This is a genomic window from Buttiauxella sp. A111 (assembly GCF_014189855.1).
Lineage (GTDB): Bacteria > Pseudomonadota > Gammaproteobacteria > Enterobacterales > Enterobacteriaceae > Buttiauxella > Buttiauxella selenatireducens.
The window spans coordinates 606,760-619,464 of record NZ_BJFN01000003.1 but is presented as its reverse complement, the minus strand read 5'-3'; the positions used below and the strand labels follow the sequence as shown (position 1 = coordinate 619,464).

Here is a 12,705-nt window from a genome sequence, read left to right as displayed (position 1 = left end):
ATGGGCTTGAAGCATTTATTTGAAAAACTAGAGCCGCACTTCACGCAAGGCGGAAAGCTAGAAAAATACTACCCACTCTTTGAAGCTACGGCGACATTGTTCTATACACCGGGCATCGTTACGCCTGGGGCCTCCCATGTTCGTGATGCTATCGATCTGAAGCGCATGATGATCCTGGTGTGGTTTGCAGTATTCCCAGCCATGTTCTGGGGCATGTACAACGTTGGGCTACAAACTATTCCCGCACTGAACAAAATGTACGGTGCAGAACAACTCCAACAGGTGATTTCATCTGACTGGCACTATGTCGTCGCACAATGGCTTGGGGTTAACTTTACGCCTGATGCTGGCTGGCTGAGCATGATGACGCTTGGCGCGGTCTTCTTCCTGCCAATCTACATCACTGTGTTTTTGGTGGGGGGTTTTTGGGAAGTCTTGTTCGCAATCATCCGTAAACATGAAGTTAACGAAGGCTTTTTTGTGACTTCTATTCTGTTTGCGTTGGTGGTTCCTCCAACATTACCGCTATGGCAAGCGGCACTCGGTATCAGTTTCGGCGTTGTTATCGCTAAAGAGATATTCGGTGGAACAGGTCGTAACTTCCTGAACCCAGCACTAGCTGGCCGTGCCTTCTTGTTCTTCGCATATCCAGCGCAGATTTCGGGCGATTTAGTGTGGACTGCGGCAGATGGTTTCTCAGGTGCAACACCTCTTTCTCAGTGGGCGAATGGTGGTAGTGAAGCACTGATGAATGTCGCAACCGGTCAGCCTGTGACCTGGATGGATGCATTCCTCGGCAACATTCCCGGCTCAATTGGTGAAGTATCAACACTGATGATCCTGATTGGTGGGGCGATTATCCTGTTTGGTCGCGTGGCCTCCTGGCGCATCGTCGCAGGTGTGATGCTCGGTATGATTGCCACAGCAACCCTGTTTAACTTCATCGGTTCTGCAACCAACCCGCTGTTTGCTATGCCATGGTACTGGCATCTGGTGCTTGGAGGTTTTGCCTTTGGCATGATGTTCATGGCGACAGACCCGGTTTCTGCTTCGTTTACTAATAAAGGTAAATGGTGGTACGGGGCGCTCATCGGTGTGATGTGTGTCCTGATTCGTGTTGTAAACCCAGCCTATCCAGAAGGGATGATGCTGGCGATTCTGTTCGCCAACCTCTTTGCACCGTTGTTCGATTACCTGGTTGTGCAAGCCAATATCAAGCGGAGGAAGTCGCGTGGCTGAAGTAAAAAGTAACGATAGCATCGGCAGAACGCTGCTGGTGGTGCTGGTGCTTTGCCTGGTCTGTTCCGTCGTGGTGGCAGGCTCAGCTGTAGGGCTTAAAGCGCGTCAGCAGGAGCAAAAAGCGCTCGATAAACAGCGTAATATTCTGGATGTTGCGGGCTTAGCAACACCAAAAATGACCGGCGAAGACGTCAAAGCAATCTATGAAACACGCATTACACCGCGTTTGCTGGACCTTAAAAGTGGTGAGTTACTGGATAAAGACGCCTCTAAATTTGACCAGGCTGCGGCATTGCGTGACCCCGACCAGAGCATGACGCTCGCTTCCAGTGAAGATCGCGCCGGGATAAAGCATCGCAGCAATATCGTCGAAATTTATCTGGTTCGCGATGAGCAAAACAAAGTGCAGGAAGTCGTATTGCCTGTTTATGGTAAAGGCTTGTGGTCGATGATGTATGCCTTTGTTTCTCTGCAAACAGATGGCCGTACGGTAAAAGGTATCACTTACTACGATCACGGCGAAACGCCAGGGTTGGGTGGTGAAATTGAAAACCCAGTCTGGCGTGAGCAGTTTATCGGCAAGAAAGTCCTTGATGATAAAGGCCAGCCTGCACTGCGCATTGTGAAGGGTGGCGCACGTCAGGGCGATGAGTTCGGGGTTGACGGTTTATCGGGTGCCACGCTGACGGCTAACGGAGTACAACACACTTTTGATTTCTGGATGGGTGAACTTGGTTTTGGCCCTTTCCTGAAAAATGTACGTGAAGGAGCGCTCAACAATGGCTGATATTTCAGACATGAAAGAGGTCAAACGGGTACTGGTTAGCCCGTTGATAGATAACAACCCCATTGCCTTGCAAATACTCGGCGTCTGCTCGGCGCTGGCGGTAACCACAAAGCTGGAAACCGCGTTTGTCATGACGCTTGCGGTCACCGTGGTGACGGCGTTTTCCAGCATGTTCATCTCGATGATCCGTAACCTGATCCCAAACAGTGTGCGAATTATTGTGCAGATGGCGATCATTGCTTCGTTGGTTATCGTTGTGGATCAGATTTTGCGCGCTTACGCCTACGAGATTTCCAAACAACTTTCGGTCTTTGTCGGCCTTATCATCACCAACTGTATCGTCATGGGGCGCGCTGAAGCGTACGCCATGAAGTCGCCACCGTTGGCAAGCTTTATGGATGGTATCGGTAATGGCTTGGGATATGGCGTGATTCTGCTGCTGGTTGGCTTCCTGCGTGAGCTTATTGGCAGTGGTAAATTGTTTGGTATCACGGTGTTTGAAACGGTGCAGAACGGTGGCTGGTATCAGCCAAACGGGCTGTTCCTTCTCGCGCCGAGTGCATTCTTTATTATCGGCCTGCTTATCTGGGCCCTGCGTACGCTCAAGCCTGCGCAGCAGGAAAAGGACTAACTGACTATGGAACATATGATTAGTCTGTTTGTGCGCGCAGTGTTTATTGAGAACATGGCGCTCGCGTTCTTCCTTGGTATGTGTACCTTCCTTGCGGTCTCCAAGAAAGTCTCTACTGCATTCGGTTTGGGTGTAGCGGTAACCGTCGTTTTAGGGATTGCTGTCCCTGCGAATAACCTGGTTTATAACCTGATTCTTCGTGATGGCGCGTTGGTAGAAGGCGTTGACCTGAGCTTCCTGAACTTCATTACCTTCATTGGTGTGATTGCCGCGTTGGTGCAGATCCTCGAAATGATCCTTGATCGTTTCTTCCCGGCTCTCTACAACGCGCTGGGTATTTTCCTGCCGCTTATCACCGTTAACTGCGCAATTTTTGGTGGCGTATCGTTTATGGTGCAGCGTGACTATAGCTTCGGTGAATCCATTGTTTATGGTGTTGGCTCTGGTGTGGGCTGGATGCTGGCGATTGTCGCGATGGCAGGTATCCGCGAGAAAATGAAATATGCCAATGTGCCCGCAGGATTGCGCGGCTTAGGAATTACCTTTATCACCACTGGATTGATGGCGCTGGGCTTTATGTCATTCTCCGGTGTGCAGCTGTAAGGGCGAAAACGTATGGAAATTATTCTTGGCGTGGTGATGTTCACGCTCATTGTTTTGGCTCTGGCTCTGTTGATTTTGTTTGCCAAGTCAAAGCTTGTGAACTCCGGTGATGTGCTGATCGAGATTAACAACGAAGCAGACAAACAGTTTCATGCTCCGGCGGGTGACAAACTGCTTAATACACTCTCAAGCCAGGGGATTTTTATCTCTTCTGCTTGTGGTGGCGGTGGTTCTTGCGGGCAATGCCGCGTGACAATTAAAGAAGGTGGTGGAGATATTCTGCCAACCGAGCTTTCGCATATCACTAAGCGTGAAGCGAAAGAAGGCTGCCGCCTTGCCTGTCAGGTTGCTGTTAAGCAAGACATGAAAATCGAGCTTCCGGAAGAGATCTTTGGCGTTAAAAAGTGGGAGTGTGAAGTTATCTCTAACGATAACAAGGCGACTTTCATAAAAGAACTCAAACTGCGCATTCCTGATGGTGACGTGGTGCCGTTCCGTGCGGGGGGGTATATCCAGATTGAAAGCCCACCTCACGAAGTTAATTACCAGGACTTTGATGTTCCGCAGGAATATCGCGGTGACTGGGATAAGTTTAATCTTTTCCGCTTCAAATCTGTGGTGAAAGAGCCCTGTGTTCGCGCTTACTCCATGGCGAACTACCCGGATGAGAAAGGCATTATCATGCTGAACGTGCGTATTGCTACGCCACCGCCGAATGTGCCAGATGCACCACCGGGGATAATGTCCTCCTATATCTGGTCGTTGAAAGCGGGTGACAAAGTGACAATTTCCGGGCCGTTTGGTGAATTCTTTGCCAAAGATACGGACGCTGAAATGGTGTTCATTGGCGGTGGTGCAGGTATGGCCCCAATGCGTTCACATATCTTTGACCAGCTTAAACGCCTTCATAGCACGCGTAAAATCAGTTTCTGGTATGGGGCTCGTTCTCTGCGCGAGATGTTCTACGAAGAAGAGTTTGAAAAACTGGCGCAGGAAAACCCGAATTTCACGTTCAATGTTGCCCTTTCTGATCCACAGCCAGAAGATAACTGGACGGGTTACACCGGTTTCATCCACAACGTATTATTGGAAAACTATCTTCGCAGCCACCCGGCACCAGAAGACTGTGAGTTCTATATGTGTGGGCCGCCGATGATGAATGCTGCAGTTATTAAAATGCTTAAAGATCTTGGCGTAGAGGATGAAAATATCATGCTCGACGACTTTGGCGGCTGACGGGAGCCATTATGCTGACACTGTTTTTAGCCACCTTCGTTATATTTCTTCTGGTGATATTTGGAATGTCACTGGGTGTTATCGTGAAGCGCAAAACGCTTCAGGGTAGCTGTGGTGGCATTGCCGCACTAGGCATGGAGAAAGTCTGCAACTGTCCTGAACCTTGTGATGCTCGTAAGAAGCGCATCGCGAAAGCTGAGCGGCAGGCAAAACTTCAGCAAAACCGCATCTTGTAATCGACTAAGACCTCCCGCATTGTCGGGAGGTTTCTTTCCCTAAGACTTTCCTCTTTATTTATTTTAACTGTATACTTATCCAGTTATGTAACTGGTGCGAATACGTATGCGTAAAATCATTCATGTTGATATGGACTGCTTTTTTGCAGCTGTTGAGATGCGTGATAACCCTGCATTGCGGGATGTCCCGTTGGCAATCGGCGGGAGTGCACAACGACGTGGCGTCATCAGTACAGCAAATTATCCAGCCCGAAAGTTTGGTGTGCATAGCGCGATGTCGACAGCTATGGCACTCAAATTATGTCCACACCTGACTCTTTTACCGGGGCGCTTTGAAGCATACAAAGAAGCTTCAAATCATATCCGTGAAATTTTTAGCCGATACACCACACTTATCGAACCGCTGTCACTGGATGAGGCTTATCTGGATGTCACCGATAGTCTGAACTGCCTGGGGTCTGCAACGCTCATGGCAAAGGAAATTCGTCAGGCAATTTCGGACGAACTTAATCTCACCGCTTCTGCGGGTATCGCCCCGGTAAAATTCCTCGCCAAAATCGCTTCTGACCTTAATAAACCCAACGGGCAATACGTGATCACTCCGGAGGAAATTCCCGCGTTTTTGCAAACCCTGCCGCTTGGCAAAATTCCAGGCGTCGGCAAAGTCACGGCGGGAAAACTGGAGAGTTTGGGATTACGTACCTGTGCTGATGTGCAGAGCACCGATCTCGCCTCGTTACTTAAACGGTTTGGTAAATTCGGGCGCGTGTTATGGGAGCGAAGCCAGGGAATAGATGAACGTGAAATTAATAACGAACGGCAACGTAAATCGGTTGGCGTTGAGAAAACGCTCGCTGAAGATATTCATGAGTGGCATGAATGCGAGGCCATCATTGAACAGCTTTACCCAGAACTTGAACGACGTTTGAAAAAGGTTAAACCGGACTTACTGATTGCCAGGCAGGGTATCAAACTCAAATTTAAAGATTTCCAGCAGACCACCCAGGAACATGTCTGGCCGCAGCTAAATAAAGCCGATTTAATCTCAACTGCGAAGAAAACATGGGAAGAACGCCGGGGTGGGCGAGGGGTAAGGTTAGTGGGTTTGCATGTGACTTTGCTGGACCCGCAGATGGAGCGTCAACTGGTGCTGGGGCTATAAAAAAACCCTCACTCGGTTTTCTCCTTCTCCCTGAGGGAGAAGGCCAGAATGAGGGTTATTTAGTGCTTACTTAGCAGGAATGGCTTTCAGCAATTCTGTCAGCAAGATCCAGTATTGACCTACGCTTTCGATATGAACTTGTTCATCAGGAGAATGTGGACCCGTGATGGTCGGCCCAATGGAAACCATATCCATATCTGGGTAAGGTTTCTTAAACAGACCACATTCCAGACCCGCATGGATGACCATGATGTTCGGAGTCTTATTGAACAGCTTCTGGTATGTTTCACGAACCAAATGCATAACTGGTGAGTTTGCATCCGGCTGCCAGCCAGGGTAGCTGCCTTTCGCCACGGTTTGCGCGCCAGCGAGCTGGCCCAAAGCGTGGAGCATGCCAACCACGTAATCTTTACCGCTATCAATCAGTGAACGAATCAGGCAGATGATTTCTGCGCTTTCGTCAGTCATTGTGACCACACCTACGTTCAGTGAGGTTTCCACAACGCCTTTTACTGCATCGGAATTACGGATTACACCATTTGGCATTGCGTTCAGCAGACTCAGGAAAGTGTCGCGACTTTTCGCAGTCAGCGCTTTCTTGTCTGTAGTGACTGTCTCGAGTAAAACTGTGATGTTTTTCTCGACGGCTGCCAGTTCATTTTTCAGAATCGAAAGGAACTTGTTAGCCAGTAATTCCAGCTGCGCTGCTTTATCTGCCGGAACGGCCAGGGTAGCAAAGCCTTCACGTGGAATAGCATTGCGCAGCGTACCGCCGTTCAGATCAATCAAACGAGCATCCAGTTCTGCTGCGTGAGCGAACAGGAAACGAGCCAGCAATTTGTTTGCGTTGCCCAGACCCAAATGGATTTCACCACCTGAGTGACCACCTTTCAGACCTTTGATGGTCAGCTTAAAGGTTTCGTAACCGGCAGGAATCGCTTCGCGTTGCAGTGGCAGAGTGGAGATAAAATCAATCCCACCAGCACAACCCATATAGATCTCACCTTCTTCTTCAGAGTCGGTGTTGATCAGAATATCAGCTTGCAACCAGCCCGCTTGCAGACCAAAAGCACCGTCCATACCGGCTTCTTCAGTCATGGTAAGCAGAACTTCTAATGGGCCATGAGATACCGAATCATCTGCCAGCACCGCCAGAGCGGACGCCATACCAATACCGTTATCTGCGCCCAGCGTAGTTCCGCGCGCTTTAATCCACTCACCGTCAATGTACGGTTGAATCGGATCTTTGGTGAAATCATGGACAGTGTCGTTATTTTTCTGCGGCACCATATCAAGGTGAGCCTGCAGGACCACCGCTTTACGGTTTTCCATGCCCGCAGTTGCAGGTTTACGGATCAGGATATTGCCGACCTGGTCGCGCTCTACATGAAGGCCTTTTTCTTTTGCCCAGGACAGAATATGTTCCGCAAGTTGTTCTTCATGATAAGAAGGGTGCGGAATAGAACAGATTTTGGCAAAAATATCCCACAGCGGTTGCGGAGATAATTGAGACAATTCAGACACGATAAGTCTCCTTGACATCGACTCTGCCGACTATTTTGGTAAGCAGAGACCAGGATTGATCTAAATGAAATACAACACAAGTAAGCATTGTGTGCTGGCTTGAGAATACCACTTTAACTCACGCTATGACGATCTAAAGCACGTAAAAACGAAGGGGGCGAGCCCACAGCACTGGTTTTTAGTGCGCCAGATCTCTATAATCTCGCGCAACCAAAACCCCTTTGAACATTTTTAAGCCGTTAATAACTGGCTGGGATAATTTCACATGAGCGAAAAATACATCGTCACCTGGGACATGTTGCAGATTCACGCGCGTAAGCTGGCAAGCCGTCTGCTTCCTGCTGAACAGTGGAAAGGCATTATTGCCGTTAGCCGTGGCGGCTTGGTTCCTGGCGCACTGCTGGCACGTGAATTGGGGATTCGTCATGTTGATACCGTTTGTATCTCCAGCTATGACCACGACAACCAGCGCGAACTCACTGTGCTGAAACGTGCTGAAGGTGATGGTGAAGGCTTCATCGTTATTGATGACCTGGTAGATACTGGCGGCACCGCAGTGGCTATCCGTGAAATGTATCCAAAAGCGCATTTTGTCACTATCTTCGCTAAGCCTGCAGGTCAGCCTTTGGTTGACGATTACGTTATCGATATCCCGCAGGATACCTGGATTGAACAGCCGTGGGATATGGGCGTGGTGTTTGTACCACCTTTAGCTGGCCGTTAATAACCGTCATCCTTTGAGCCACAGCGGTGTTGGCTGCACTCATTCACCCCAGTCACTTACTTGAGTAAGCTCCTGGGGATTATGAGCCTCGTCCATGAGGCTCACCCTTCGGGCCAGCGCAAGCGCTGTTCAAATCTGTTCCAGACAGATTTGAACAGCGCTTGCCGCCTTGCTGCAACTCAAAAGATTTAGGTTATACATTTCGATATTTGCACTGATTTACGCCCGGCAATGCCGGGCGTTTGTGTTATTTGGTTGCCGACAGAGTACAATAGCTGCATTCCTGACGTTTATATGGAGGCAGAAGGCGATGGTACAGGCCAACCTTAGCGAAACGCTATTTAAACCCCGATTTAAGCATCCCGAGACATCGACTTTAGTTCGTCGCGCTCAACACCAAACTGCCCCCGTTATCCAGTCTGCTCTGGACGGTAAATCTGTTCCTCACTGGTATCGCATGATTAACCGCCTGTTGTGGGTTTGGCGGGGTGTCGATCCACGTGAAATTCTTGAAGTGCAGGCTCGCATTGCGGTTAATCCAGCTGAGCGCACTAATGCCGATCTGTTTGATACGGTTGTCGGTTACCGCAGTGGAAACTGGATTTTTGAATGGTCGAAGCAGGCAATGCTTTGGCAGCAGCGAGCCAACCAGGAGACCGATAAAGTTCTTAGCGGCAAATATTGGTTACAGGCTGCCAATCTTTACAGTATTGCTGCCTATCCCCACCTGAAAGGTGACCAACTTGCCGAACAGGCTCAAGTTTTGGCAAATCGAGCCTACGAAGAAGCAGCCCCACGTCTCTCTGGCGGCTTGCGTGAACTGGAATTTACTATTCCTGGCGGCGGTGCGATAACAGGGTTCCTTCATGTGCCAAAAGGAGGGGAAGGTCCATTCCCAACGGTACTGATTTGCGGCGGTCTGGATGCGTTGCAAAGCGATTATTACACTTTATTCGAGAAATATTTTGCGCCCGAAGGTATCGCGATGTTAACCATCGATATGCCATCCGTCGGATTTTCTTCAAAATGGAAACTGACTCAGGATTCGAGTCTGTTACACCAGCATGTTTTGAAAGCTCTGCCCAATATTCCCTGGATAGACCACACCCGCGTGGCGGCGTTTGGTTTCCGTTTTGGGGCAAATGTCGCGGTGCGTTTGGGGTATATCGAGGCGCCTCGTTTGAAGGCCGTTGCATGCCTTGGCCCGGTTGTTCATAGTTTATTGAGTGATGCATCACGTCAGGCTCAGGTGCCGGAGATGTATATTGATGTGTTGGCGAGCCGTCTGGGAATGCACGATGCATCTGACAATGCGTTACGCGTAGAGTTGAACCGCTACTCGCTAAAAACTCAGGGGCTATTAGGGCGTCATTGTCCAACACCTATGTTATCGGGTTACTGGGCGAACGATCCGTTCAGCCCGGAAGACGATTCTCGTTTAATCACCTCGTCATCTGCGGATGGTAAGTTGTTAGCGATCCCATTTAACCCGGTGTATCGCAACTTTGACAAAGCGCTGAAAGAAATTACTGGATGGATCAAGCAGAGATTACGTTAATGATTTGCTAAATTTTGTTGGTTTGGTAAAACAGATGCTTCACAACAGGAGATCGGAATGACGTTACCAAGTGGACACCCGAAAAGTAGATTGATTAAAAAATTTGCCTCGCTTGGCCCATATATCCGGGAAGAGCAATGTGAAGATAACCGTTTCTTCTTCGATTGCCTGGCTGTGTGCGTCAACGTAAAGCCTGCACCTGAGAAGCGTGAATTCTGGGGCTGGTGGATGGAGTTGGAAGCTCAGGAAAAACAATTTACCTACACCTACCAGTTTGGTTTGTTCGACAAAGACGGTAAATGGACTGCGACGGCAACAAAAGACAAAGAAGTGGATGAAAGACTTGAGCAAACACTGCGTGGTTTCCACGAGCGTTTGCGTGAGTTATTAAGCACACTGGATCTTGAACTGGTACCTGCACAAGATTTTGCGGAAAAACCGGTAAAATTATCAGCATAAAAAAAAGCCCCACTTAATGAGTGGGGCTTTTTTGTCAGACTCTTAGAACTGATAAACCAAGCCTAATGCGACAACATCATCGTTGTTCAGATTAAGTGCATTGTCATCGCTCAACTGGTTAATTTTGTAATCAACAAAAGCTGACATGTTTTTATTGAAATAATAAGTGGCAGCCACATCAATATATTTCACCAGGTCCGCATCGCCCACGCCTTCAATATCCTTACCTTTTGACTGGACATAGCCCAGGGATGGACGCAGTCCAAAGTCAAACTGATATTGTGCAATGACTTCGAAGGCCTGGTTTTTATTTGCAAAACCGTTGATGCTTCTGTTAACACCATTAATAGATGCAGTACCAGAAATTGGCGTCATATTACGCGTTTCAGCATACATTGCTGCCAGATAAACATTGTGATCATCGTATTTCAAGCCCGTTGTCCAGGCTTCGGCATTATCACCCGTACCCACCGCCAGGTTTTTTTGTGCCAAAGTGCGATTGGAATTAGCATAACCAGCACCGATAGTCAGACCCGTATCTGCAATGTCATATGACAGTGAAGTACCGAATCCGTCGCCATTTTGCTTGCTAGTTGCACGTCCATCGCTCTCGTTTTTTCCCTGATATTGCAAGGCGAGTTTCAGGCCATCAACCAGGCCAAAGAAAGTGTTATTACGATAGGTTGCCACACCGTTAGCACGGCCAGTCATGAAGTTATCGGTTTTAGTGTAAGAGTCGTCACCAAACTCAGGCATCATATCTGTATAAGATGCGATGTTATAGAGCACACCATAGTTACGGCCATAATCGAAAGAACCGATATCACCCGCTTTTAACCCAGCAAATGCCAGACGAGTTTTGGTGGTGTTAACATCACCTTCAACTTTGTTAGCAGCAACTTGATATTCCCACTGACCAAAACCCGTTAACTGATCGTTAATTTGTGTCTGGCCTTTAAAGCCCAGACGAACATAAGACTGATCGCCATCTACAGAATTATTATCACTCAGATAGTGTTCAGCTTTTACTTTTCCGTAAAGGTCGAGTTTATTGCCATCTTTATTATAAATTTCCGCTGCCTGCGAAGAAGTTGATGACGCCAGAAAACCCAATACCATTACTGCCAACATGCTTTTATTCATTTTTCATCCCATTAGTGTCTACGCGCTAAAAATTTAATCAGGAGAGATCCCGTTAAAAAACGCAGAGAGTTTTATCGTCTGGAGATGAAACATTTATGACAAAGTAAGAGAAAGTTTAAATAAACGTAATTATTTATATTTGTCATAAAACTGTAAAAATTTACCGCTACGTTTTCCGATCATTTTTCCTCTGGATCCCTATTTTCCTTCCGAGCCTGTTGGCAAGCTGCGTCACTCCTGTTACAACGTCATCTGGCATTTTAATTTTTCCAATTTCGTTGAAACGGCAGAGAATCATGAGTGACAGCCAGACGCTGGTGGTAAAACTAGGCACTAGCGTATTAACCGGTGGCTCGCGCCGCCTGAATAGAGCTCATATTGTTGAGCTGGTGCGCCAGTGCGCACAACTTCATGCCTGCGGGCATCGCATTGTTATTGTGACCTCCGGGGCGATTGCTGCGGGGCGCGAGCATTTAGGTTACCCCGAACTGCCCGCAACGATTGCATCCAAGCAATTACTGGCGGCGGTTGGCCAAAGTCGATTGATCCAGCTTTGGGAACAGCTATTTTCTATTTACGGCATTCATGTTGGACAGATGCTACTGACCCGTGCCGATATGGAAGATCGTGAGCGTTTCTTGAATGCGCGAGACACTTTGCGTGCATTGCTTGATAACAACATCGTACCGATAATCAATGAAAACGATGCTGTTGCGACCGCAGAAATCAAAGTTGGTGATAATGACAATCTTTCTGCGCTGGCAGCTATTTTGGCTGGTGCCGATAAACTATTACTGCTGACCGACCAACAAGGGTTGTTTACTGCTGACCCACGTAATAACCCAGAAGCAGAGCTCATTAAAGAAGTTCACGGCATTGATGACGCACTTCGAGCGATAGCAGGTGATAGTGTTTCAGGGCTTGGAACGGGCGGTATGGGCACGAAGTTGCAGGCTGCTGATGTTGCCTGTCGCGCGGGTATCGACGTTGTGATTGCGGCCGGTAGCAAACCTGGGGTGATTGGTGATGTTATGGCGGGGACGCCAGTAGGGACCCGTTTCCATGCCCAACAGTCGCCATTAGAAAACCGCAAGCGTTGGATATTTGGTGCACCTCCTGCGGGTGAGATTACGGTTGATGATGGCGCGCTTGCAGCTATCCTCGAACGCGGAAGCTCCCTGTTGCCAAAGGGCATCAAAAACGTTACTGGAAACTTTTCTCGTGGCGAAGTTATCCGCATTCGCAGCCTTGAAGGGCGCGATATTGCTCATGGTGTATGTCGATACAATAGCGACGCTTTGCGTCGTATTGCTGGTCATCACTCTCAACAGATCGGTGAAATACTTGGCTACGAGTATGGCCCAGTAGCCGTTCATCGTGACGATATGATTGTTAACTAAGGA

General features: G+C 48.5%; 13 protein-coding genes. 11 read left to right on the top strand and 2 right to left on the bottom strand.

What is annotated here, in order from left to right:
- The 7 genes from BSPA111_RS12185 (at position 1) to dinB (ending at position 5,894) form a co-directional block, all read left to right on the top strand.
- The gene (locus BSPA111_RS12185; RefSeq protein ID WP_183271404.1) at positions 1-1,239 is read left to right on the top strand and encodes an NADH:ubiquinone reductase (Na(+)-transporting) subunit B; all 1,239 of its coding nucleotides are present in this window, start codon (positions 1-3) and stop codon (positions 1,237-1,239) included.
- Complete coding sequence (locus BSPA111_RS12180; protein ID WP_183271403.1) at positions 1,232-2,026, top strand: Na(+)-translocating NADH-quinone reductase subunit C; 795 nt, start codon at positions 1,232-1,234, stop codon at positions 2,024-2,026. Before BSPA111_RS12185 ends, BSPA111_RS12180 begins: the two co-directional genes overlap by 8 nt.
- Positions 2,019-2,657 carry an NADH:ubiquinone reductase (Na(+)-transporting) subunit D gene (locus BSPA111_RS12175; protein WP_183271402.1) on the top strand — a complete coding sequence of 213 codons (639 nt, stop codon included), beginning with the start codon at positions 2,019-2,021 and terminating at the stop codon, positions 2,655-2,657. Before BSPA111_RS12180 ends, BSPA111_RS12175 begins: the two co-directional genes overlap by 8 nt.
- 6 nt (positions 2,658-2,663) lie before the next feature.
- The gene (gene nqrE / locus BSPA111_RS12170) at positions 2,664-3,260 is read left to right on the top strand and encodes an NADH:ubiquinone reductase (Na(+)-transporting) subunit E (protein ID WP_183271401.1); all 597 of its coding nucleotides are present in this window, start codon (positions 2,664-2,666) and stop codon (positions 3,258-3,260) included.
- Between the two features lie 12 nt (positions 3,261-3,272).
- A complete protein-coding gene (gene nqrF, locus BSPA111_RS12165; RefSeq protein ID WP_183271400.1) occupies positions 3,273-4,496 on the top strand; it encodes an NADH:ubiquinone reductase (Na(+)-transporting) subunit F in 1,224 nt (407 codons plus the stop codon).
- An 11-nt stretch (positions 4,497-4,507) separates the two neighbouring features.
- Entirely contained in the window at positions 4,508-4,732 is a 225-nt protein-coding gene (gene nqrM / locus BSPA111_RS12160; RefSeq protein WP_183271399.1) for a (Na+)-NQR maturation NqrM, read from the top strand.
- Positions 4,733-4,838: 106 nt separating this feature from the next.
- Positions 4,839-5,894 (top strand): DNA polymerase IV, encoded by a 1,056-nt coding sequence (gene dinB, locus BSPA111_RS12155; RefSeq protein ID WP_183271398.1) that lies wholly within the window; start codon positions 4,839-4,841, stop codon positions 5,892-5,894.
- A gap of 66 nt (positions 5,895-5,960) precedes the next feature.
- On the opposite strand, the gene pepD is transcribed toward dinB, so the two are convergent.
- Complete coding sequence (gene pepD, locus BSPA111_RS12150; protein ID WP_183271397.1) at positions 5,961-7,418, bottom strand: cytosol nonspecific dipeptidase; 1,458 nt, start codon at positions 7,416-7,418, stop codon at positions 5,961-5,963.
- Positions 7,419-7,683: 265 nt separating this feature from the next.
- On the opposite strand from pepD, the gene gpt reads away from it, so the two are divergent.
- From gpt to crl, 3 genes are all read left to right on the top strand, one after another.
- Positions 7,684-8,142, top strand: coding sequence for a xanthine phosphoribosyltransferase (gene gpt, locus BSPA111_RS12145; RefSeq protein ID WP_034457839.1), 459 nt, complete (start codon positions 7,684-7,686; stop codon positions 8,140-8,142).
- Positions 8,143-8,452: 310 nt separating this feature from the next.
- Positions 8,453-9,700, top strand: a complete 1,248-nt coding sequence (frsA, locus tag BSPA111_RS12140; RefSeq protein ID WP_183271396.1) for an esterase FrsA — start codon at positions 8,453-8,455, stop codon at positions 9,698-9,700.
- A gap of 57 nt (positions 9,701-9,757) precedes the next feature.
- Entirely contained in the window at positions 9,758-10,159 is a 402-nt protein-coding gene (gene crl, locus BSPA111_RS12135; RefSeq protein ID WP_183271395.1) for a sigma factor-binding protein Crl, read from the top strand.
- A 42-nt stretch (positions 10,160-10,201) separates the two neighbouring features.
- Here crl and BSPA111_RS12130 read toward each other — a convergent pair whose 3' ends face one another.
- Complete coding sequence (locus BSPA111_RS12130) at positions 10,202-11,302, bottom strand: porin (protein ID WP_183271394.1); 1,101 nt, start codon at positions 11,300-11,302, stop codon at positions 10,202-10,204.
- 296 nt (positions 11,303-11,598) lie between these two features.
- Here BSPA111_RS12130 and proB point away from each other — a divergent pair, with 296 nt between their 5' ends.
- On the top strand, positions 11,599-12,702 hold the full coding sequence (gene proB / locus BSPA111_RS12125) for a glutamate 5-kinase (protein WP_183271393.1): 1,104 nt from the start codon (positions 11,599-11,601) through the stop codon (positions 12,700-12,702).
- The last annotated feature ends 3 nt before the right edge of the window (positions 12,703-12,705 follow it).